General features: G+C 64.5%; 14 protein-coding genes. 9 read left to right on the top strand and 5 right to left on the bottom strand.

Annotation, left to right across the window (positions count from 1 at the left end; genetic code table 11):
* Nucleotides 1-92: 92 nt before the first annotated feature.
* From aztC to aztA, 3 genes are read right to left on the bottom strand one after another with little or no spacing between them, the layout of a single operon-like run.
* Entirely contained in the window at nucleotides 93-1,034 is a 942-nt protein-coding gene (gene aztC, locus NKI29_RS11910; protein WP_352699056.1) for a zinc ABC transporter substrate-binding protein AztC, read from the bottom strand.
* A 22-nt stretch (nucleotides 1,035-1,056) separates the two neighbouring features.
* Nucleotides 1,057-1,932, bottom strand: coding sequence for a zinc ABC transporter permease AztB (aztB, locus tag NKI29_RS11905; protein WP_352699205.1), 876 nt, complete (start codon nucleotides 1,930-1,932; stop codon nucleotides 1,057-1,059).
* On the bottom strand, nucleotides 1,932-2,744 hold the full coding sequence (gene aztA / locus NKI29_RS11900) for a zinc ABC transporter ATP-binding protein AztA (RefSeq protein WP_352699054.1): 813 nt from the start codon (nucleotides 2,742-2,744) through the stop codon (nucleotides 1,932-1,934). The genes aztB and aztA overlap by 1 nt, the downstream gene beginning before the upstream one ends.
* Nucleotides 2,745-2,956: 212 nt before the next feature.
* Between aztA and NKI29_RS11895 the strand changes: the two genes are divergently transcribed.
* Nucleotides 2,957-3,301: a RidA family protein gene (locus NKI29_RS11895; RefSeq protein WP_023674415.1), complete on the top strand. Its 345-nt coding sequence runs from the start codon at nucleotides 2,957-2,959 to the stop codon at nucleotides 3,299-3,301.
* Between the two features lie 162 nt (nucleotides 3,302-3,463).
* Here NKI29_RS11895 and hutC read toward each other — a convergent pair whose 3' ends face one another.
* Both hutC and NKI29_RS11885 read right to left on the bottom strand, forming a co-directional pair.
* Nucleotides 3,464-4,225, bottom strand: coding sequence for a histidine utilization transcriptional repressor HutC (gene hutC, locus NKI29_RS11890; protein ID WP_352699052.1), 762 nt, complete (start codon nucleotides 4,223-4,225; stop codon nucleotides 3,464-3,466).
* Nucleotides 4,222-5,574, bottom strand: coding sequence for a formimidoylglutamate deiminase (locus NKI29_RS11885; RefSeq protein ID WP_352699050.1), 1,353 nt, complete (start codon nucleotides 5,572-5,574; stop codon nucleotides 4,222-4,224). Before NKI29_RS11885 ends, hutC begins: the two co-directional genes overlap by 4 nt.
* Nucleotides 5,575-5,672: 98 nt before the next feature.
* On the opposite strand from NKI29_RS11885, the gene hutI reads away from it, so the two are divergent.
* The 8 genes from hutI to NKI29_RS11845 all read left to right on the top strand — a co-directional run bounded on the left by hutI (nucleotide 5,673) and on the right by NKI29_RS11845 (nucleotide 24,042).
* Entirely contained in the window at nucleotides 5,673-6,908 is a 1,236-nt protein-coding gene (hutI, locus tag NKI29_RS11880; RefSeq protein ID WP_023674418.1) for an imidazolonepropionase, read from the top strand.
* Complete coding sequence (gene hutH / locus NKI29_RS11875) at nucleotides 6,905-8,440, top strand: histidine ammonia-lyase (RefSeq protein WP_352796306.1); 1,536 nt, start codon at nucleotides 6,905-6,907, stop codon at nucleotides 8,438-8,440. Before hutI ends, hutH begins: the two co-directional genes overlap by 4 nt.
* Nucleotides 8,441-8,939: 499 nt before the next feature.
* Nucleotides 8,940-9,758: an N-formylglutamate deformylase gene (hutG, locus tag NKI29_RS11870; RefSeq protein WP_023674420.1), complete on the top strand. Its 819-nt coding sequence runs from the start codon at nucleotides 8,940-8,942 to the stop codon at nucleotides 9,756-9,758.
* 32 nt (nucleotides 9,759-9,790) lie between these two features.
* Nucleotides 9,791-11,461 carry a urocanate hydratase gene (gene hutU, locus NKI29_RS11865; RefSeq protein ID WP_352457143.1) on the top strand — a complete coding sequence of 557 codons (1,671 nt, stop codon included), beginning with the start codon at nucleotides 9,791-9,793 and terminating at the stop codon, nucleotides 11,459-11,461.
* 8 nt (nucleotides 11,462-11,469) lie between these two features.
* Nucleotides 11,470-12,057, top strand: a complete 588-nt coding sequence (locus NKI29_RS11860) for a HutD/Ves family protein (RefSeq protein ID WP_352682115.1) — start codon at nucleotides 11,470-11,472, stop codon at nucleotides 12,055-12,057.
* Between the two features lie 268 nt (nucleotides 12,058-12,325).
* A complete protein-coding gene (locus tag NKI29_RS11855) occupies nucleotides 12,326-20,896 on the top strand; it encodes a glycoside hydrolase family 94 protein (protein WP_352796304.1) in 8,571 nt (2,856 codons plus the stop codon).
* A gap of 364 nt (nucleotides 20,897-21,260) precedes the next feature.
* Nucleotides 21,261-23,030: a glucan ABC transporter ATP-binding protein/ permease gene (locus tag NKI29_RS11850; RefSeq protein ID WP_352571513.1), complete on the top strand. Its 1,770-nt coding sequence runs from the start codon at nucleotides 21,261-21,263 to the stop codon at nucleotides 23,028-23,030.
* A gap of 259 nt (nucleotides 23,031-23,289) precedes the next feature.
* The gene (locus NKI29_RS11845; protein ID WP_352571512.1) at nucleotides 23,290-24,042 is read left to right on the top strand and encodes a heme ABC transporter permease; all 753 of its coding nucleotides are present in this window, start codon (nucleotides 23,290-23,292) and stop codon (nucleotides 24,040-24,042) included.
* Nucleotides 24,043-24,078: the final 36 nt, after the last annotated feature.

The raw sequence follows: 24,078 nt of genomic DNA, 5'->3' as shown, positions 1-24,078 counted from the left end.
GTCTTGCCACTCCCTGACCCGGTCGGCAACCGCCATTAGACAGAAATCCGGCCGGGCAATTTCAGCCCGACCGGATGGAGTGACTAGACAGCTCAGCTGCCGAGGATCGCGCCTTTGATCTGGGCGATGTTGTTGTGCATCAGATCGATGTAGGTCGCGGCCGGGCCGTCGGGCTGCGACAACGCATCGGAATAGAGCGTGCCGCCCACCTTGATGCCGGTCTCGCTGGCGATCTGCTCGATCAGCCGCGGGTTGGTGATGTTCTCGACGAAGATCGCCGCCGCCTTGTCCTGTTTCACCTGGCTGACCAGCTTGGCGACGTCGGCAGCGGAGGGCTCCGACTCGGTCGACACGCCTTCCGGGGCCAGGAACGTCAAGCCGTAGGCCTGCTCGAAATAGCCGAAGGCGTCATGCGAGGTGATGACGACGCGCTTCTCCTGCGGGATCGACTGGATCGCCGCCTGCACTTCGCCCTCAACCGCCTCGAGCTTTTGCGTATAGGCGGCTGCATTGGCCTTGTAGCTGTCGCAACCCGCAGCGTCGGCCGTGCAAAAGGCGTCGGCGATGTTCTTCACATAGATCTTGGCATTGGCGATCGACTGGAAGGCATGCGGATCGGTGGCCGTCTTGCCGCCATCGGTTTCCGCGCCTTCGGCGGCATCGGCCTCGGCGAATTCGGGTTTGAAATTGATCGGCGTGACCCCCTTGGTCAGCACGGCAATCGAAGCCTTGGTGGCGCTGGCGTCGACCAGGCGCTGCAGAAAACCTTCGAAATGCAGGCCGTTGACCAGCACGATGTCGGCCTTGGCCATCGTCACAGCATCGGCGGGGCTCGGCTCGTAGACGTGGGCGTCGCCGTCCGGCCCGACGATGGTGGTCAGATCGATGCGGTCGCCGCCGACATTCTTGGCGAAATCGGCGATGATCGTGAAGCTGGCGACCACCTTCAACGGCTCAGCAAAGGCCGAAGATGCGCCAAAGGCGGTTAATGTTATAACGCTCACGGCCAAGGCGGCGCGGATCGATTTCAGCATGGACAGTTTCTCCTTGTTGGGATCAGGCAGTTCTGTGGCGGTGATGGACGATGCGGGCGCGCAGGATACCGCGCGTGCCGAACAGGATCGAGGCGAAATAGACGACGCCGGCGGACAGGATGATGGCCGGGCCGGATGGCAATGACGCATGGTAGGACAACAGCAGCCCGGCAATGCAGGAGACAAAGCCGATTACTGTGGCCAGCACGCACATCGGCTCGACGCGCGAGGTCCAGAAGCGGGCCGCCGCTGCCGGCAGCATCATCAGCCCGACCGACAGCAAGGTGCCGAGCGCCTGGAAGCCGCCGACGAGGTTGAGCACGACGAGGCCGAGAAAGATGAAATGCACCGGGCTGCCCATCCGGCTGACCGAGCGCAGGAACAAAGGGTCGAGGCATTCGGCGACCAGCGCCCGCCAGAAGATGGCGAGGCTGACCAGCGTCACCACGACGATGCCGCCGATCAGCGTCAGCGCCTCGTTGTTGAGCGCCAATACGGTGCCGAACAGCACATGCATGAGATCGACGCTGGAGCCGCGGATCGACACCATGAGCACGCCGATGGCCAGCGAAATCAGATAGAAGGCCGCCATAGAGGCGTCCTCGCGCTGAATGGTGAAGCGCGAGACGGCGCCGGCGCCGAGCGCCACGATGATGCCGGCGATCAGTCCGCCGATGGTCATCGGCAGGATCTCCAGGCCATAGAACAGGAAGCCGGCGGCAGCACCCGGCAGGATGGCATGCGCCATGGCATCGCCGGACAGGCTCATGCGCCGCAGCATCAGGAACACGCCGACAGGGCAGGCGCCGAGCGACAGCATCATCGAACCGGCAAGCGCCCGCTGCATGAAGGCGTAGTCGGCGAAAGGAGCGACGAAAAGACCGTAAAGCACGTCCATCATGCCACCCTCGGCCCGGAGCCGTGATGATGGTCGTGGTCATGGCTGTGCTCGTGGCCACCGTGCTCGTGATCATGCTCGCCGGGCTCACACCACGGCGCGTTGTCTTCCCAGGCTTCGTGGAAGCGGCGCGCGCGCAACAGATTCTCCGGCTGCAGCGTCTCCCTGGTCTCGCCCCAGGCGATCGGCTGGCGCGCCAGGAGCAGTGTTTCGGGGAAATTCTGCCGCACCAGATCGAGATCGTGGACCACAACCATGATCGTGCGTTCCTCGCCATGCCAGCGCTTGATCAGCGCGATCAGGTCGCCGACCGTCTTGGCATCGACGGCGTTGAACGGCTCGTCGAGCAGGATGAGCTCGGCATCCTGCAACAGCACGCGGGCAAACAGCGTGCGCTGCAGCTGGCCGCCCGACAGTGTGTCGATCGGCCGCTTCTCGAAGCCGCCGAGGCCGACGGCCATCAGCGCCTTGCTGACCGAGTCGCGATCTTCCCTCGTATAACGGCCGAGCATGCCGCGCCGCGGCCACAGGCCAAGCGAAACCAGGTCGACGACCCGGGCCGGAAAGGAGCGGTCGAGTTCCGATTGCTGCGGCAGATAGGCGGCGCGTACGCCGGGCGCCCGGATCACCGCGCCGGCCATCGGCTTCAAGACGCCGACAATGCCCTTCATCAGCGTCGACTTGCCGGAGCCGTTGGCGCCGACGACCGCCGTCAGCGACCCCTTGCGGATCGTACCATTGAGGTGGTGGACCGCAGGATGGCTATTGTAGCCCAGCGTCAGGTCGCGGAAGGTCAGGCAGGTTTGGCTCATGTGACGATCCATTGGGGCGATAATCGGCGCTGCAGGGGCAGATTCGATATGTGATGTTATTACATTAGTCAACAAGCCAATCGGGCGGAATTGCGGCCGGGCCGTCTTGTTGTGTGCTTTGGCTTGGCTCAAGAAGTTCCGCTCGAGCGGCCTTGCCCCCGGCGAACCCGGCCCCTAAACAGGCGCACCGACAAGAGGAGAAGGAATATCCAATGAGCATTCGTCGTATCGATGTAGGCCCGCGCATGAGCCAGATCGTCATCCACGGCAACACCGTCTATCTGGCCGGTCAGGTCGGCAAGCCGGGCGGAAACGTCGGTGCCCAGACCAGGGACATTCTGGCGGCGATCGACGAATTGCTGGCCAAGGCCGGCACCGACAAAACCAAGATCCTGCAGGCGATCATCTGGCTGGCCGACATGAGCACCTTTGCCGAGATGAACGCGGAGTGGGACAAATGGGTACCGCAAGGCAACACGCCGGCCCGCGCCACCGGCGAAGCCAAGCTTGCCGGACCGGAATATCTGGTCGAGATTATTGTTACCGCGGCGATTTGAGGGTCTTTACCCTCCCCTCGAGGGGAGGGTCGGCGAGTAGTCGGAGCGAAGCGGAGACTGCGAGACGGGGTGGGGTCGGCGAGGTTGCACCGACCCCACCCCGCGTCACAAAATGCCGCCATGCGGCAATTTGCTCCGCGACCCTCCCCTCGAGGGGGAGGGTTACCCCCTTGACGGCGTGAACCGCGCCACCAGCGTGTGGTTCTCTGCCGCATAGGTGAAGCGGACATGGGTGACGGGGTGCTCGGCGCTCCATGTCCGCCGCTCGATCACCAGGCACGGCGCACCGGTCGCGATGTCGAGCGCCGCCGCGATGTGCTTTTCGGCGGCAACGGCGCGAATCCGATGCTCGGCGGCACTCCACGGCACGCGCCCGATCAGCCACGGACCGGGCGCCGTGTCGAAAAACGCCTCTTCGGCAGCCTCGGGCACGGCGGCCAGGTTGATCAGCCGCTGCTCGTGGGCGAACGGCCGCTTGCCGGCGAAATGCCGGCATTCCAGCACCAGCACCGGCCCGGCGACGTCGAGTTCCAGCAGGGCGCGGTCGTCGGCGCTGCTGCGCCTTCTGTTTCGCGCCATGCGCTCGTAGCGGTAGGGCAGGCCAAGTGCCTCGACCTCGATCCGGATGTCGTGGATTTCGAGAACGGCTGCCTGCGACTGCGGCTGGCGGACAAAACTGCCGGAGCGACGCCGGCGCTCGATCAGCCCGGCCTTGGCCAGTTGCGACAGCGCCTTGTTCACTGTCATGCGCGAACAATTGTATTCGGCCGTCAGTTCATGCTCGAACGGAATGCGGTGGCCGGGCGCCCAGGCACCCGACAGGATCCGTTCGCTGATGTCCGACAGGATGCGCTGGTGCAGCGAAAGAACCTCGCCGCCGTCCGCGCTTCCAGAATCCGCGCTTATTGTCCCGATCATGCTCATGCCGAAAGCGCTGTCATCACCTTGCGGAACCGCTCGGCGATGGCATCGCGCTTGGCATGCATGCCGCCGCTGACCAGTTTCTTGCCATGCATCCAGACGCAATCGACCTTGGTGCCGTTGGCAAAAATCCAGGCGTCAAGGATTGCATCGCCCGTCTTGCCGGCCAGCGATGGATGCTTGCCGTCGAGCGAAACGAAATCGGCCGAGGCACCTGCTGCGATCTGCGAGGGGCCGGCGCCCAGCGCGGCACTGCCACCATCGAGCGCTGCATCGAATAGCGCACGTCCGGTCGAGCCGCCGGCCACCGCCAGCACGTTGCGGGCGCGGCGGGCGAGGCGCTGCGAATATTCGAGCTGCCGCAACTCGTCCGGCAGGCCGATCAGTACGTTTGAATCCGAGCCGATGCCGAAGCGGCCGCCATGCTGCATGAACAAGGACGCGGCAAAGGTGCCGTCGCCGAGATTGGCCTCGGTGATCGGGCAGAGACCGGCAACGGCGCCGCTTTTCGCCAAATCGGTCGTCTCGCTGTCGGTCATGTGGGTGGCGTGGATGAGGCACCAGCGCTGGTCGACCTTGGCGTTGGCAAGCAGCCATTCGACCGGCCGCGCGCCGGACCAGGCAAGGCAGTCCTCGACCTCCTTCATCTGCTCGGCGATGTGGATGTGGATCGGCCCCTCTGGTGCGATCATCATGATGTTTTCCAGTTCCTCCGGTGTCACGGCGCGCAGGCTGTGCGGGGCGACGCCGACGACGCCTTGATTCAGCGCGCGAATGGATTCGCGGCATTTCTCAACAAGCCGCGAGAACTGGTTCACATCGTTGATGAACCGGCGCTGGCCTTCATTTGGCGCAGCGCCGCCGAAAGAGGAATGCGCGTAGAACACCGGCAGCAAAGTCAGCCCGATGCCTGTCTCGGACGCTGCGGCAACGATGCGCTGCGCCATCTCGGCGATATTGGCATAGGGCCGGCCGTCGCGGTCGTGGTGGAGATAGTGAAACTCGCCGACGCGCGAGAACCCGGCCTCCAGCATCTCGACATAGAGCTGGGCTGCAACCGCCTCGACCTGGTCCGGCGTCATCGACAGCGCAAATCGGTACATCACCTCGCGCCAGCTCCAGAAACTGTCGGCGGAAGGGCCGCGCAATTCGGCAAGGCCGGCCATGCCGCGCTGGAAGGCATGGCTGTGCAGGTTCGGCATCCCTGATAGCAGGATGGCACGGCGCTCGTCTCCAGGCAGGAGCGAGGTATTCGCCTTGACCGTGGCGATCCTGCCGTCGGAGATGACGATCCGCACATTGCTGTGCCAGCCGTCGGGCAGAAGCGCCTGTTCCGCAAAGATTGCTGTCACGTTTTTCTCCAAATCCCGGTCTGCCGTGCGATGATAGCGCTTGCAGTGCCTTTTCATATGTATATACATAATCGTCACCTATTGAAACGGAAAAGATGATGGCTGCAGAGAGCAAAAGCCGGGCAGGGGAGGTTCGCCTCTGGCGCAATGCGCGCCTCGCGACCATGGCCGAAAGCAGCCCCGGGTCAGGCGTTGTCGAGCACGGTGCAATCGCCGTGCGCAACGGCCGGATCGTCTATGCTGGGCCGGAAGCCGACATGCCGGCAGCACTTAGCAAAGGCGCCGAGGCGATCGACTGCGAAGGCCGCTGGATCACGCCCGGCCTGATCGACTGCCACACTCATCTGGTCCACGCCGGCAACCGTGCCAATGAATTCGAGATGCGGCTGGCCGGCGCCAGCTATGAGGAGGTTGCCAAGGCCGGCGGCGGCATCGTCTCCTCGGTCAAGGCATTGCGCGCGGCGAGCGAGGACGAACTGGTCGGCCAGTCGCTGCCGCGCCTCGATGCGCTGCTTGCCGAAGGCGTAACCACCGTCGAGATTAAATCCGGCTACGGTCTCGACCTCGAAAACGAGAAGAAGTCGCTGCGCGCCGCACGACGGCTGGGCGGTGAGCGGCCGGTGACGGTCAGGACCACTTTCCTCGGCGCTCATGCGCTGCCGCCCGAAGCAAAAGGTGACAAGGACGCCTTTATCGATCTTGTTGCAAAGCAGATTTTGCCGGCCGTCGCTGCCGAGGGCCTGGCCGATGCCGTCGACGGTTTTTGCGAAGGCATTGCCTTTTGGCCGGAGCAGATCGCCCGCGTGTTCGATGCCGCGAAGGCGGCGGGCCTGCCGGTCAAGCTCCATGCGGACCAGCTGTCCAATCTGCACGGCGCCGAACTTGCGGCGCGCTATGGTGCGCTATCGGCCGACCACCTCGAATACACCGACGAGGCCGGTGCGGCGGCGATGGCGAAGGCCGGAACCTTGGCGACCATCCTGCCCGGCGCCTACTACTTCATTCGCGAGACCAAGAAGCCGCCGATCGCCTTGTTTCGCCAGCATGGCGTCAGGATGGCCGTTGCCACCGATAACAATCCCGGCACGTCGCCGCTGACCTCGCTGCTGCTGACCATGAACATGGCCGCGACATTGTTTGGCCTGACCGTCGATGAATGCATTGCCGGCGTTACCCGCGAGGCTGCCCGCGCGCTCGGGCTGCTTGGACAGACCGGCACGCTGGAGGCCGGAAAATCGGCCGATCTGGCGATCTGGAACGTCGAGCGCCCGGCCGAACTCGTCTACCGCATGGGCTTCAACCCGCTGCATGCCCGCATCTGGAGGGGACAATGACCGAACTCAAGCTAAGGCCGGGCAATGCCACGCTGGCCGATTGGCGCGCCATCTATCGCGGCGCCGCACTGAGGCTCGACGATGCCTGCCGGCCGAAGATCAAGGCCAGCGCCGAGGCCGTCGCCAGGATCGTTGCCAAGGGCGAGCCGGTCTATGGCATCAATACCGGCTTCGGCAAGCTGGCCAGCGTCCGCATCCCCGCCGCCGATCTGGAAACGTTGCAGCGAAACATCGTGCTGTCTCATGCCGCCGGCGTCGGCGAGCCGATGCCCGTCGCAATCTGCCGGCTGATGATGGCGCTGAAGCTGGCCAGCCTGGCACAGGGCGCCTCCGGCGTGCGGCCGCGGACGATCGAACTGATCGAGGCGATGCTGGCCAACGACGTTATCCCCGTGGTGCCGGCGCAAGGCTCGGTCGGCGCTTCCGGCGACCTTGCGCCGCTGTCGCACATGACCGCCGTGATGATCGGCGTCGGCCAGTGCTTTACCCCGCATGGCCGCTTTCCCGCCAAGGTCGCCTTCGTTTCGCATGGCCTGGAGCCGGTGACACTGGGCGCCAAGGAAGGCCTGGCGCTGCTCAACGGTACCCAGTTTTCGACCGCCTATGCGCTTGCCGCTTTGTTCGAGGCGGAAGTGCTCTACCAGTCGGCACTGGTCGCCGGCGCGCTGTCGACCGATGCCGCCAAGGGCTCCGACGCTCCGTTCGATCCACGCATCCATCTGCTCAGGAAACATCGCGGCCAGATCGAGACGGCCGAGGCGTTGCGCAATTTGATGGCCGGCAGCGCCATCCGTGAATCGCACCGCGTCGGCGACGAGCGCGTGCAGGATCCGTATTGCCTGCGCTGCCAGCCGCAGGTGATGGGCGCTGCACTCGACGTGCTCCGCAAGGCCGCCGAGACGCTCGGCACCGAGGCCAACGGCGTCACCGACAATCCGCTGATCTTTGCCGAGGACGACTCCGCACTTTCGGGCGGCAATTTCCATGCCGAGCCGGTCGCCTTCGCCGCCGACATGATCGCACTCGCCGTCTGCGAGATCGGCTCGCTGTCGGAGCGGCGCATCGCCATGCTGGTCGATCCGGCGCTGTCGGGCATGCCGGCCTTTCTCACGCCCAAGCCGGGTCTGAATTCCGGTTTCATGATCCCTCAGGTCACGGCGGCAGCACTGGTTTCTGAAAACAAGCAAAAGGCCTATCCGGCCAGCGTCGATTCGATCCCGACCTCGGCCAACCAGGAAGACCACGTCTCGATGGCGGCGCATGGCGCGCGCCGCCTCATCGGCATGGTCGAGAATGCGACGGCCGTCATCGGCATCGAATTGCTGGCCGCGGCGCAAGGCTGCGATTTCCACGCACCGCTGGCCTCGAGCGCGGCACTGGAGGCGGTGCGCCGGCTGGTCAGGGCAGAGGTGCCGCATCTCGACAACGACCGGCACTTCCACCCCGACATGGAGAAGGCCATCGCCATGATACGCAGCGGCGCGGCGGTGAAGGCCGCGGGTGCGGTGAAACTGCCGGGCGTTGCGTCATGAGGCGGTGTGCCGTGACAGGTCGCGTTCTGTCGCGCCCCCCTCTGTCCTGCCGGACTGTCCGGCAGGACAGAGGGGGGCGCTGTCCCGCCGACCTCACCCCGGCAACACCGAAACTTTCAAATCCAGAAACAAAAAACCCGCCTCAAAGGCGGGTCGTCGGGCCGAATCAGCACCATACCGAAATTAGTAGCATAGCTGCCGGCACAAAGCAAGAACAAAATGCGTCGCAGCGGGAAGAAAAATGCGAATTCCCTGCGCTGCCGCGCCTTATCGGCAAACCCGACGTCGGTACGCTAGGTCGAGTTCCTTCGCGCCCCCCTCTGCCCTGCCGGGCATCTCCCCCTCTAGTGGGGAGATTGGCAGCTGCGGCGCCTCGCTCAATCCTGCAACGTTGGAGACTGGCGGAAGCCAGTGTGACGGCCAATCTCCCCACTAGAGGGGGAGATGTCCGGCAGGACAGAGGGGGGCGCCGTAGAGCTCCAACGCGGGAAAATCTTCTATGACCTCACCCTCCTGGCTCACCGTCACCCAAGGCACAGCACCCCTGCTGGTTTCGATCCCGCATACCGGCATCGATCTCGCCGGCCTCGACAGCCGGCTGGTCTCGCCCTGGCTCGGCCGCCGTGACGCCGACTGGTGGATCGACAAGCTTTATGACTTCGCCGAGAGCCTCGGCGCGACGGTCGTGCATACGGCGATTTCGCGCACCGTTATCGACGTCAACCGCGATCCGTCCGGCGTTTCGCTCTATCCCGGCCAGACGACGACTGGGCTCTGCCCGACAGAGACCTTTGACGGCGATCAGCTCTACCGCAAGGGTGAAGAGCCGGGACCGTCGGAGATCGACGAACGCCGCGAGAAGTTCTTCGTACCCTATCATGCCGCTCTGCAGGCCGAGATCGACAGGCTGCGCGCTTTGCATGGGAAGGTCGTCGTCTATGACTGCCATTCGATCCGCTCGGTGCTGCCGCGCCTTTTCGAAGGCAAATTGCCGGTCTTCAATCTCGGCACCAATGACGGCAAGAGCGCCGATCCGACGCTGCAAGCGACGGTTGGCCGGATCCTCGCCGAAACCGGCGAGAGCTACGTCGTCAACGGCCGCTTCAAGGGCGGCTGGATCACGCGCCATTTCGGCCAGCCGCTAGCCGGCGTCCACGCGCTGCAGATGGAACTCTCCAACCGCGGCTATATGCGCGAGCCCGAAGGCAAGGGCGAACCGGCTAACTGGCCGGTGCCTTACGAGGCCGAATTCGCGGCGCCGATCCGCGTCACGCTGAAGAAGATCCTGGAAACCGCGATCGCCTGGGCCGAACGCTGACGCGCGGTGCACCTCACTCGAAAGGGACAATCATGACCGATCCTCGCCACAACATCCGTGAAGTGCGCAGCCCGCGCGGCAGCGAGCTCAACGCCCGCACCTGGCTGACGGAAGCGCCGTTGCGCATGCTGATGAACAATCTCGACCCAGACGTCGCCGAAAACCCCAACGAGTTGGTCGTCTATGGCGGCATCGGCCGGGCGGCGCGCACCTGGAACGATTTCGACCGCATCGTTGCCTCGCTGAAGACGCTTGGCGACGACGAGACGCTGTTGGTGCAATCGGGCAAGCCGGTCGGCGTGTTCCGCACTCATCCTGACGCCCCGCGCGTGCTGATCGCCAATTCCAACCTGGTGCCGCACTGGGCGACATGGGAGAAATTCAACGAGCTCGATAGAAAGGGCCTGATGATGTACGGCCAGATGACGGCCGGCTCGTGGATCTACATCGGCACGCAAGGCATCGTGCAGGGCACCTACGAGACCTTCGTCGAGGCCGGCCGCCAGCACTATGGCGGCAATCTCAGGGGGAAGTGGATCCTGACCGGCGGTCTCGGCGGCATGGGCGGTGCCCAGCCGCTCGCCGCGGTCATGGCCGGCGCCTGCTGCCTGGCCGTCGAATGCGATCCCGACCGCATCGATTTCCGGCTGCGCACCCGCTATGTCGATGAGCGCGCCGACACGCTCGACGAGGCTCTGGAAAAGATCGAGCGCTGGACCAAAGCCGGTGAGGCGAAATCGGTTGGCCTGGTCGGCAACGCCGCCGACATCTTGCCGGAACTGGTGCGGCGCGGCGTGCGCCCTGACATCGTCACCGACCAGACCTCGGCGCATGACCCGCTCAATGGCTATCTGCCCAAGGGCTGGTCGCTGGCCGAGTGGCGCGAGAAGCGCACCAGCGACCCGAAGGCCGTTGAAAGAGCTGCCCGCGCGTCGATGCGCGAGCATGTCGAGGCGATGGTGGCGTTCTGGAATGCCGGCGTGCCGACGCTCGACTACGGCAACAACATCCGCCAGGTGGCGAAGGAGGAGGGGTTCGAGAATGCTTTTGCCTTCCCGGGTTTCGTGCCGGCTTATATCCGTCCGCTGTTTTGCCGCGGCATCGGGCCGTTCCGCTGGGCAGCGCTTTCCGGCGATCCCGAGGATATCTACAAGACCGACGCCAAGGTGCGCGAGCTGACCCCCGGCAACACCCATCTGCACAACTGGCTCGACATGGCGCGTGAGCGCATCGCCTTCCAGGGCCTGCCGGCGCGCATCTGCTGGGTTGGGCTTGGCGATCGCCACCGGCTCGGCCTCGCCTTCAACGAGATGGTCGCCAGGGGCGAACTGAAGGCGCCGGTGGTCATCGGCCGCGATCACCTCGATTCCGGCTCGGTCGCCTCGCCGAACCGCGAGACGGAGGCGATGAAGGACGGCTCCGATGCCGTCTCCGACTGGCCGTTGCTCAATGCCTTGCTCAACACGGCGTCCGGCGCCACCTGGGTGTCGCTGCACCATGGCGGCGGCGTCGGCATGGGCTTTTCGCAGCATGCCGGCATGGTCATCGTCGCCGACGGCACGCCCGAGGCGGCCAAGCGCCTGGAGCGGGTTCTGTGGAACGATCCGGCGACCGGCGTCATGCGCCACGCCGATGCCGGCTATGACATCGCGATCGAGTGCGCCCGGGAGAACCAGCTCAACCTGCCCGGCATTTTGGGCTGAGCCGCGCCTTGCGCATCCTTCGGGCAGCCGAATACCGGTCGATGCCGTGGAAGAACGGCGGCGGGGTGACGACGGAGATTGCCGTCTCGCCGCCAGGTGCCGGGCTCGACGATTTCGACTGGCGCGTCTCGATGGCGCTGGTCGAGGGCGGCGGCCCATTTTCCGGATTTGCCGGCGTCGACCGGACCTTGGCGTTGCTGGAAGGCGAGGGCATGATCCTCGACATCGCCGGCCGGCTACCGGTCGAAATCACCAAGGCTTCCGCACCGCTTGCCTTTCCGGCCGACGTGCCGACGCAAGCCACGCTGATCGCCGGTCCGATCACCGACCTCAACGTCATGACCCGCCGCGCCCGGGCGATCCACACGGTCGAGCGCCTGCTGATTTCGGCTCCGACGGAGATCCAGGCCGAAGCCGATGAAACACTCATCCTGTGCGTCGACGGCGAACTCAGCGTGGCCGGCGCGGCGCCCATGCAACTTGGGCCGCTCGACGCGCTGTTGCTCGGGGCGCAAGCGCCGGAACTGCGCCTGGATCCGGTCCGGCCGGCCATGCTGTTCGTGATCCGCATCGACCGCATTGCCGGCAACGATTAACGTCTGTTGCCAAACATGATCGTGACGCCGGCCAAATATCGCGTAAGCTGGTCGCTGCATCACGAAAAAGCCTGAATCTTCCGCCGATCAGAAGCCGAAACGATGCTCATAGTGCCCGCCTGGAAGTTGTCGAAAGACGGCATCTTGTCGTGGTGCGGAAACAAAACTTTCGGCCAAGTGTTGCGATGCAACCAATTGCATTTGGACCGGTTTTAGGGACATTGCCGTGGCGGTGACGCCGCACTGCGTCCCCAACACGGAACCTTAGATGAATATCCAGACCAATCTCGCACAGATCGAAAAGACGAGCGCCAGCTTCCCGGCTGTCACCGACGTGCCGATACGCTCCAATTTCCTGCCGGAAGATCGGCTGCGCGCTTTGGGCGCAGCCCTTGCCAATGGCGACGCCAAGGACTTGTTCGGTCTGACGCCTTTCGATTTTCAGGCGCGCATCCGCGACAGCGCCAGGAAAATTCTCGATGTCTACCGTTCCACCAACGCTGCCCAGGCGAGGGGCGAAACGATCACGCCCGCGGCGCAGTGGCTGCTCGACAACAACTACCTGGTCGAGGAGACCATTTTTCAGGTCAAGCGCGACCTGCCGCGCCGCTTCTACCGCCAGTTGCCGACGCTGAAACTGTCGGATGGATCCAGCGTGCCGCGCGCACTGGCGGTCGCGTGGACCTATGTCGCGCATTCCGACAGTTCCGTCTCGTCGGCCATGTTCAAGGCGATTGTCGAAGGCTTCCAGTCCGTCGAGCCGCTGAAGATTGGCGAATTATGGGCGCTGCCGTCGCTGCTGCGCTTCGTCCTGATCGAGAACCTTCGCCGGATCGCGGTCCGCGTCAATCGCACGCGGGAACTGCGCCAGATCGCCAACGAGGTCGCCGACCGTGTGCTGGCGACGGACGACAGCGCCGACCGGCAGGCGATACTTTCCCACTACAGCGCCCATGCGCAGGACACCACCTTCGCCACCCAGTTGCTCTACCGGCTGCGTGACGGCTCGCAAAATGCCGGCAGGGCGCTGGAATGGCTGGAGGGCGAGCTGGAAAGGACCGGCTCCGACGCCGAGGAGATCATCCTCAGCGAGCACCACACGCTGTCCAGCGGCAACGTGACCACCGGCAACATCATCCGCGGCCTGCGCCTGATCAACGACATCGACTGGACGGTGTGGTTCGAGGGCGTCAGCCGCATCGACACCTTGCTGCGCGAACGCACCGATTTCGCCGCGCTCGATTTCTTTTCGCGCGACCAATACCGGACTGCGATCGAGGAGCTGGCGCGCCGTTCCGATCTCTCCGAATTTCGCGTTGCCGAAAGGGCGATCGAGCTCGCCGGCCATGCTGCCGATGCACCGGGCTCCGAAAGCGGTCCGATCGCTCACACCGACGTCGGCTTCTTTCTGGTCGGCCCGCGCCGGCAGGAGCTCGAGCGGTCGATCGGCTACCGGCCGACCATCGGCAAGACGCTCAACCGGACCTTCCGCAAGACCGGATGGCTGGGCATCGTCGTGCCGGTGTTTGCGCTGACGGTCCTGCTTCTGGTCGTTTCCGGCAATGCGCTTGCCAATCTCGGCCTGTCGGTGCCGTCGATCGTCCTGATGCTGGCCCTGTTCGCGGTGCCGGCCAGCGAAGGCGCGCTCGCATTCTTCAACACCGTCGTCTCGCTGTTTTTGAAGCCGACGCGTCTCATCGGCTATGATTTCAGGCACGGTGTGCCGCCCGAGGCGCGCACGCTGGTGGTGGTGCCGTCGCTGATCGGCTCGCGCGACGATGTCGAGGAGAACATCCGCAACATCGAGGTGCATCACCTCGCCAACACGGCGGGCGAAGTCTATTTCGCGCTGCTTTCCGACTGGCCGGACTCGAAGACCGAGATCGATACGGCGGATGTCGAAATCCTCGAATTCGCCCGCGCCGAAATCGCCAGGCTGAACGCCCGCTATCCCTCGGAAGGGGCGCCGCGCTTTTATCTGCTGCATCGGCGCCGGCTCTACAACGCATCGCAAGGCGTCTGGATGGGCTGGGAGCGCAAGCGCGGCAAGCTGCACGAATTGAACCTTCTGCTGCGCGGGGACAGCGACACCACCTTCCTGCCGTTGGAAGTGCCATTGCCGGAGAGCGTCGTCCACGTGATGACGCTGGACGCCGACACCCGCACCACCCGCGACGCCGTCGCTGCGCTGGCCGGCAAGCTTTGCCACCCGCTCAACCGTCCGCATTTCGATGTCGCACGGCGCGAGGTTACGGCAGGTTATTCCATCCTGCAGCCGCGTATCACCGCGTCGCTGACCAGTGGCGACGAGGCATCGTTCTTTCAGCGTGTCTTTTCCGCCAATCGCGGGCTCGATCCGTACGTCTTTGCCGTGTCGGACCTCTACCAGGACATCTTCGGCGACGGTTCCTTCACCGGCAAGGGTCTTTACCATGTCGACGCCTTCGAGGCGGCGTTGAAGGGCCGCATCGAGGAAAACACCATCCTCAGCCATGATCTGCTCGAAGGCGCCCTGGCGCGCTCGGCCTTGGTCACCGACGTCGAACTGGTCGAGGACTATCCGACCCGCTATTCGGTCGACGCGTCGCGCCACCATCGCTGGGCACGCGGCGACTGGCAGCTTCTGGGCTTCATTCTTGGCCCGCGCTCAAACGTGCCGGCGCTGTCGCGCTGGAAGATGGTGGACAATCTGCGCCGCTCGGTGACGCCGATCTTCTGGGTGATGGCCGCGATCGCCGGCTGGACGCTGCTGCCCTTCACGCAGGCCGCCCAATGGCAGGCGCTGCTGATCCTCACGCTGTTCATGGCGCCCACTTTCGACATCGTCGACGCCATCCTGCCGAAGAGCGGCGACCAGACGCCGCGCGGCCATTTCTCGGCACTGGCGCGCGACGTTGCCTTCGGCACCGCCCTGGTGGCCCTGAAGATCGTGCTGATGGCGCACCTTGCCTGGATGATGGGCGACGCGATCATCCGCACGCTCTACCGCCTGTTCGTCAGCCGCCAGAACCTGCTCGAATGGCGCACCGCCTCGCAGGCACACAAGGGCGGCGACAACGATCTCGGCTCCTACTACAGCATCATGTACGGCGCCGTGATCATCGGCGTTGTCGGCCTCGCCGTCCCGGTGCTGGCCGATTCCACCGGCGCCTTCGTCGCCTTCTTCTTTGCCTTGTTCTGGATCGGCTCGCCCGCCATCGCCTGCTGGATCAGCCGTTCGGCCGAAACCGAGGACCGCCTGCGCATATCGGCCGCCGACATCCACGCGCTGCGCACCGTGGCGCGGCGTACATGGCACTATTTCGAGACCTTCGTGACGGCCGAGCATCACCATCTGCCGCCGGATAATTTCCAGGAAAGCCCGGCCCCCGTGGTGGCGCCCCGCACCTCGCCGACCAATATCGGCGTCTACCTGCTGTCGGTGATTTCGGCACGCGATTTCGGCTGGATCAGCCTCTCCGACGCCGTCAACCGCATCGACGCGACCATGTCGACCATCGAGAGCATGCCGCGCGATCGCGGCCATCTCTTCAACTGGTATGACACGACGACCCTGAAGCCGCTCTACCCGCTGTACATTTCGGCGGTCGACAGCGGCAATCTCGCCGGCCATCTGGTGGCCGTGGCCGCTGCCTGCGCCGAATGGGCCGAAGCGCCGTCGGTGCATGTGCAGGGCGACTTCGAAGGCATCCTCGACACCGTCACCATCCTCGACGAAAGCCTTGAGGAACTGCCCGACGACCGGCGTCAATTGCGGCCATTGCGCCAGCGGCTCGCCGACCGTCTCGACGGCATGCGGCGGGCGGTCGAATTGATCAAGGCGCAGCCGGAGATGGCGTCGATCCGTACCATCAACCTGGCCGTCCTGGCCGGCGAGATACGCAAGCTCGCGACAGCCATCCACACCGAGGCCGCGTCGACCCAGAGCGACACCATCGCCGATTGGGCGGCCAGGCTCGAAGCCACCTGCGAGGCGCATGTGCACGACGCGCACAGCGACGAAAACGCCGTCGCGGCATTGCGGGCCAAGCTTCTGACGTTGCGCGAGCGCACGCGCCGTTTCGCCTTCGAGATGGATTTCTCGTTCCTGATGCGGCCCGAACGCAAGCTCTTGTCGATCGGTTACCGGGTCGAGGAGCATCAGCTCGACGAAAGCTGCTACGATCTTTTGGCCTCCGAGGCGCGGCTGACCAGCCTGTTCGCCATCGCCAAGGGCGATTTGCCGACCGAGCACTGGTTCCGGCTCGGCCGGCCGATCGTCGAGATCGGCTTCCAGGGCGCACTGATGTCCTGGTCCGGCTCGATGTTCGAATATCTGATGCCGCCACTGGTGATGAAGGAGCCGCAAGGCAGCATTCTCAACCAGACCAGCAAGCTCATCATCAAGCGCCAGATCCAGTATGGCCGTTCGAAGAACGTTCCCTGGGGGATTTCGGAAGCGGCCTACAACGCCCGCGACCGCGAGCTGACCTATCAGTACACCAATTTCGGCGTGCCCGGGCTCGGCCTGAAGCGCGGCCTTGGCCAAAACACGGTGATCGCGCCTTACGCGACCGTGCTGGCAGCGCAGTTCACGCCGCATGAATCCGTCCAGAACCTGGCCAAGCTCAGGCGGCTGGGCGCACTGGGCCGGCACGGTTTTTACGACGCGGTGGATTTCACGCCGCAACGCGTTCCCGAGGGCACCGACCACGCCGTCGTGCTCAACTACATGGCCCACCACTCCGGCATGTCGATTGCCGCAGTTGCCGATGCGATCTTCGAAGGGCGCCTGCGCGACCGCTTCCACAGCGATCCGGTGATCGAGTCGGCCGAATTGCTGCTGCAGGAAAGGGCGCCGCGCGACATCCCGACTGCGACCGTCAGGACCGAGGCCGACGAGCGCTCGAAGGACGAGACCGAGCTGGAAAGCCCGGATACCCGCATCGTGCTCGATCCGCTCAGGGCGCTCCGCTCGACCAGTGTCATGTCCAATGGCCGCTATTCGGTCATGGTGACCGCCACCGGCTCCGGGTACAGCCGCTGGGGCGAACTTGCCGTCACGCGCTGGCAGCCGGATCCGACCGAGGATCGCCTTGGTTCCTATATTTTCCTGCGCGACGCCAGCAACGGAGACTGGTGGTCGACCACCGCCGAGCCGAAGCGCGCCGTCGGCGAGCGTGCGCAAACGCTGTTCTCCGACGACAAGGCGAGCTTCGTCAAATCGATTGGATCGCTGCGTTCGGAAGTCGAGTGCATCGTCATCTCGGAAGGCAATGGTGAGGGCCGACGGGTGACGCTCCACAATGATGGCCCCGCCGACCGGCATATCGAAGTAACCTCGTTTGCCGAACTGGTGCTGGGCTCCGAGCCCTCGGATAATGCCCATCCGGCTTTTTCGAAGATGTTCGTGGAAACCGAGATCGCGCCGAACAACGGCGCGATCTTCGCCACCAGGGGCAAGCGCGAAAAGGACGAACCCGACGTCACCATGGTGCATTTCGTCACCGACCCGTCTGGATCGGCGCGAGACGCCGAGGCGGAAACCGACAGGCGCGCCTTCATCGGCCGCGGCCGCACCATCACCGAAGCGGCTGCCTTTGATCCCGGCGCCACGCTTGGGGGCCATTCCGGCTTCACCCTGGATCCGATCGCATCGCTTCGCCGGCAGGTGCGCGTGCCGGCCAACAAGAAGATTTCGCTGACGTTCTGGACCGTCGTCGGTACCCATCGCGCCGAATTGGATGCCGCCATCGCACGGCTCGACCATCCCGAAAGCTTCGCCCGCCAGGCGATGCTCGCCTGGACGCGCTCGCAGGTGCAGACCCGGCACCTTGGCCTCAGCCTGTCCGACGCCGCCAATGTGCAGAAGCTGGCGCGCTATCTGATCTATCCCGATCCGTTCCTGCGCCTTCCGGGCGAATCCATCGTCTCCGGGCTCGGCAGGCAGTCCAGCCTGTGGCCGACCAGCATATCCGGCGATTTTCCGATTTTCCTGGTCAGGATCGCCGATGTCGCCGATCTGGAGATCGTCGCCCAGGCGCTTCGCTTCCAGGAATACATGCGCGCCCGCGGCATGATGATCGATTTTGTCGTCGTCAACGAGCAGGCGTCATCCTACGTGCAGGACCTGCAGCGCGCGGTGGAGACGCTGTGCGAAAACAGCCGGTTGCGCGGCAAGGAACTCGGACCCCGCCAGCACATCTTCGCAGTGCGCCGCGATCTGATGGAGGAAACGACCTACAGGACCTTGCTCGCCGTCGCTCGGGTGGTGCTGCATACGCGCAACGGCACCATCTTCGACCAGATCGAGCGCGCCGAGGCCGCGGCACTGCAGGCGCGGGACGCCGCCCTCCAGCCGGCAGACCTTGCAGCGCTTCGCGAGCCGTCCTTGCCGGTGCCGACGTCGCAAGCATCTGCGGCCCAGGCACTGATCGAGGGCCGCGTCGACGGCAGCGGGCTCGACCAATGGAACGGTTTCGGCGGCTTCGACGGCGACGGACGCCACTACGTCGTGCGTCTTGCCGGCCGGCGCACGACGCCGCAGCCGTGGATCAACGTCATCTCCAACCCATCGTTCGGGTTCCACATATCGGCTGAAGGCGCTGCCTTCACCTGGAGCCGCAACAGCCGCGACTATCAGTTGACGCCATGGTCGAACGATCCGGTCACCAACCGGCCGGGCGAGGGCATCTATATCTACGATCATGCCAGTGGCAGGGCGTTCTCGCCAATGGCTGCCGTGGTGCGTGATCCGACAATGACCTACGAAACCTGGCACGGGCAGGGTTTTTCGACGTTCCGCTCAAAACGCGGGCCGCTGTCGATGGACCTGACCCATGTTGTCGATCCCGTCGATCCGGTGAAGATATCGCGGCTGCGCATCCAGAATTCGGGTTCGGTGCCGATGCGGCTGCGCGTCTACGCCTATGCGGAATGGGTTCTTGGCGGCCATCGCTCGCGCACCGCTGCAAGCATCGTTCCGTCGAGGGATGCCGCAACCGGCGCATTGCTGGCGCAAAATCCCTATGGGCTCGATTTCGGCGAGCGGATCGCCTTTCTGGCCGCCGACGGTGCTGTGCATTCGGTCACCGCCGATCGCGGCGAGTTCATCGGCAGGCAAGGCACGAGCGAGTTTCCGCATGCCGTGCTGAGCGGCGCCGGCCTGTCCGGCCGTGTCGAGGCCGGCGACGATCCCTGCGCGGCCATCGCACGCGACATCGACATCGCTGCCGGCGGCGACGTCACGCTGCTCTGGCTGCTCGGCGACGCGGCCTCGCCCGAGGCGGCCAGGGCGCTGGTGCAGACCCATCGCTCAAGGGATTTCGATCAGCGGCTGGCCGACAACGAGCGCACATGGCGCGGCTTTCTCGACACAATCCAGGTCGAGACGCCGGACAAGGCACTCGACGCTATGGTCAATCACTGGCTGCCCTATCAGAGCCTGGCCTGCCGCATCCGTGCCCGCTCTGCGTTCTATCAGGCGAGCGGTGCCTTCGGCTTCCGCGATCAGTTGCAGGATACCTTGGCTTTGCTGGCGCATGACCCCAAGCTGGCGCGTGATCAGATACTCAATGCGGCGCGGCGGCAATTCCCCGAAGGCGACGTGCAGCATTGGTGGCTGCCGCGCACCGAGGCCGGCGTCCGCACCATGATCTCGGACGACGTCGTCTGGCTGGCCCACGCCACGGCCCGCTACCTGCTGGTGACCGGCGACACCGCGATCCTGAAGGAGCAACTGCCCTTCATCGAAGGGCAGGCGCTAGGCGAAGGCGAGCACGATGCTTTCTTCATCCCAGAAATCTCGAAGAAGACAGCCTCGCTCTACGACCATTGCGCGCGGGCGCTCGATCTTGCCGTCAAGCGCAGCAGCCCAGCCGGGCTGCCGCTGATCCTCGGCGGCGACTGGAACGACGGCATGAACCGCGTCGGCGAGCACGGCAAGGGCGAGAGCGTGTGGCTGGGCTGGTTCCTGCTGAAGACGCTGGGCGACTTTGCCGCTGTCGCCAAGGCGGAGCGCGATGCCAAGCGCGTGCAGGCCTGGACGAAGCACGCCGAGGTGCTGAAGCGGGCGCTGGAAAGCACCGCCTGGGATGGCGAGTGGTATCGGCGCGGCAGCTTCGACGACGGCACGCCGCTCGGCTCGCGCAAGTCGGACGAGTGCAAGATCGACTCGATCGCCCAGTCCTGGAGCGTGCTTTCGGGCGAGGGCGACCCGGCGCGGTCGACCACGGCAATGGCGCAGGCGATGAAAGCGCTCGTCGACGACGACCTCAAGATCGCCAAACTGTTCACCCCGCCCTTCTCGAAGACGGAAAAGGACCCGGGCTACATCAAGAGCTATCCGCCGGGGGTCCGTGAAAACGGCGGCCAATACACGCACGCGGCAACATGGTTCGTCATTGCGCTAGCCGAGATGGGTCGCACCGACGATTCCTACCGTTGCCTTTCAATGCTCAATCCGGTCAACCATGCGCTCGACGAAGCCGCGGCAGAGCGCTACCGGGTGGAACCTTATGTCGTCGCGGCCGACGTTTATTCCGGGCAAGACAAGGGCGGCCGAGGCGGCTGGACCTGGTATACCGGGTCGGCGGGCTGGCTTTATCGAGCTGCGGTCGAGAGCATTCTCGGCATAGAGCGCCGCGGACAGCGCCTCCAGTTCACGCCGAGACTTCCTAGCCATTGGGACGGCTATTCGGCAACCCTGAAGATGCTGGGCGCCGAGATCAAAGTACGCGTCGTCCGCGACAAAAAGGCCCGGGCCATCTCACTTGAAGTGAATGGCACGAAGACCAAATCTTCGTCCTTCGAGCCAAAAGCCGGAGATAGTGCCGAGGTGGTCGTCAGAATACCGGCCTAGATTCAAGGGCTTGGAGCGTCGCTTAGCGTTCCCAGGGGCACGCACGGGCGCTCCAAGTGCATCTACCGGTTATATTTGCGTTTGACCTTGCTGAATGCCTGCACACGACTTTAGACGTCGTGCCCAGGGTCTTGCTGATTAAAATTGTGGCAGTGCTTTCCATCTGCCATGATTTTGCCGCAACGCTGACATTTCACCTTTTATCTCAAACTGTTAGACGATCACGGCAAATTTCGAAGCGTCGTCATCTTTTGTTCGCGGAATGGGAACGGAAGAGCTAGACGAGCATTGTTTTGCGACGCGTCAACCGATACGAGTCAAAAAATGACGCACTGCACCATAAATAATTGGCGGAGTAGCTGAAGTGTCACTTCTGCAAATCTACTGGCGAGCCCTTGGTTATCTCGCTGCCGACAGGAAACGCGTTGCGTTTATCTGCGGGGCGAATGTCGCGCTTGCCATTATCGCCATTCTCGAGCCGATCATGTTCGGCCGGGTGATCGATGCCATTTCGGACCGCGGCTCGGTATTCGCGACACTCGCAATGTGGGCCGGCCTCGGCGCGTTCAACATCATCGCCTTCGTGCTGGTGGCGCGCGGCGCCGACCGCTTTGCCCACCAGCGGCGCAGCGAGGTTCTTTGCCAGTCGTTCGAGCGCGTGATCACCATGCCGCTTGCCTGGCATCATCAGCGCGGCACCTCCAATTCCCTGCACACGCTCCTGCGCGCGGTCGAGACCTTGTTCAGCCTCTGGCTGGAATTCATGCGGCAGCATCTGTCGACCGCGGTTGCGTTGGTCCTGTTGGTGCCCACCGCGCTCAGCATGGATATCCGCATGTCGATGGTGCTGCTGGCGCTTGGCGCGCTCTATGTCGGCATCGGACGGCTGGTGATGCGGCGCACCAAGGAAGGCCAGGCGGCCGTGGAGCGGCACTACCACAAGGTATTTGCGCATGTGACCGACTCGGTCAGCAACGTCGCCGTCCTGCAAAGCTACAACCGCATCGGCCATGAGACCGAGGCGCTGAAGCGCTACGTCAAGAACCTGCTCGACGCACAGAATCCGGTGCTCGACTGGTGGGCGATGGCCAACGCGCTGCACCGCCTGTCGTCGACGATTTCGATGATGGTGGTGCTCTTGATTGGCGCCTATCTGGTGACGCACGGCCAGTTGCGCATCGGCGACGTCATCGCCTTTACCGGCTTTGCCACGCTGCTGATTGCCCGGCTCGACCAGATGTCGGCCTTCGCCAACCAGATTTCCGAGGCGCGCGCCAAGCTCGAGGAATTCTATCATCTCGAGGACTCTGCATCCGACGCCGCCGAGCCCGATGGGCTGCGCGAGCTCGTCAACGTCACCGGTCATGTGCGTTTCGAGAATGTCTGCTTCGAGTTCGGCAATTCCGGGCAGGGCGTCGACGACGCGTCGTTCGAGGTCCAGGCCGGCCAGACCGTCGCCATCGTCGGCCCGACGGGCGCCGGCAAGACGACGCTCATCAACCTTCTGCAGCGCGTCTTCACGCCGTCCGGCGGACGCATCCTGATCGACGGCATCGATACCCGCACGGTGACCCGCAAGTCGCTGCGCCATTCGATCGCCACCGTCTTCCAGGATGCCGGCCTGCTCAACCGCTCGATCGAGGACAACATCCGCGTCGGCCGCGCGGAGGCGAGCTATGACGAGGTCCATGCCGCGGCCAATGCCGCCGCCGCGCAGGATTTCATCCTGTCAAAGTGCGAGGGCTACGACACGGTCGTCGGCGAACGCGGCGGACAGCTGTCCGGTGGCGAGCGCCAGCGCATCGCGATCGCCCGCGCCGTGCTGAAGGACGCGCCCATCCTGGTTCTCGACGAGGCGACCAGCGCGCTCGACGTCGAGACGGAAGACCGCGTCAAGGACGCCATCGACGAATTGCGGCGCGGCCGCACCACCTTCATCATCGCCCACCGCCTGACCACCGTTCGCGACGCCGATCTGGTCGTGTTCATGGACAAGGGCCGGGTGGTCGAGATGGGCGGGTTCACCGAACTGTCGCTGCGCAACGGTCGCTTCGCCAGCCTGCTGCGCGCCGGCGGCCTGCTCAACGACGAGGAGGTCCGCCGCCTCAGCCGTCCGGTGAACGAAGCCGCCTGAGCAGCGCGGCTTGCCTTCTCCCCTTGCGGGAGAAGGTGGCCTCGCGAAGCGAGGTCGGATGAGGGGTGCTCCAGCTTGGCGCAAATCTTCATCCAAATCCAGACTTCGGCGCACGGCGATCATTGGCGCCTCACTCCGTCCAGCACCCCTCATCCGGCTCGACGCTACGCGCCGATCCACCTTCTCCCGCAAGGGGAGAAGGGAAGACGTACCGCCGCTGCGGTTGCCGCAACTCCGCCGGCGGTCTATGTAAAGCCGCATGAGCGATACGACTTCACGCCTCTCCGGCTGGATGGACCTTGCCAACCCGACGCGGTTCGTCGCGCTGGTCGACAAGGTGGTGCCGTGGTTGGCGAGCGTGGCCGCCATCGTCCTCGGCGTGGGTCTCTATATGAGCTTCACGGCGCCTGAGGACTTCCAGCAAGGCATCACCGTTCGCATCATGTATATCCACGTGCCTTTCGCCTGGCTCGCCATGATGTGCTACACGCTGATGGCGGTCTCGGCACTGGGCACGCTGGTCTGGCGCCATCCGCTGGCTGACGTGGCGCTAAAATCGGCGGGACCCATCGGCGCCGTCTTCACCGCCCTTGCACTGATCACCGGTTCGATCTGGGGCAAGCCGATGTGGGGCACCTGGTGGGTGTGGGACGCGCGGCTGACCTCGGTCTTCATCCTGTTCCTGATGTATCTCGGCATCATCGCGCTGACCCGCGCGCTCGACGATGCCGGGCGCGCCGCCTGGGCCGCCGCAATCATCACTTTGGTCGGCTTCATCAACATTCCGATCATCAAATTCTCGGTCGACTGGTGGAATACGCTGCACCAGCCGGCGTCGGTGTTCCGTCTTGGCGGCCCGACCATCGACCCAAGTCTTTTGTGGCCGCTGCTGGTGATGGCGGTTGGTTTTACCGTGCTGTTCTTTGCGCTGCATCTGATGGCGATGCGCACCGAGATCTGGCGCCGCCGCGTCATTTCGATGCGCCGGGTTGCCGCGAGACAGGCTAGCTGATCTTCGTCGAGTTCCTTCGCGCCCCCCTCTGGCCTG

It is taken from the genome of Mesorhizobium sp. M0678 (assembly GCF_040320505.1).
Lineage (GTDB): Bacteria > Pseudomonadota > Alphaproteobacteria > Rhizobiales > Rhizobiaceae > Mesorhizobium.
The sequence above is the reverse complement of the archived record's forward strand: the minus strand, read 5'-3'. Positions and strand labels throughout refer to the sequence as shown.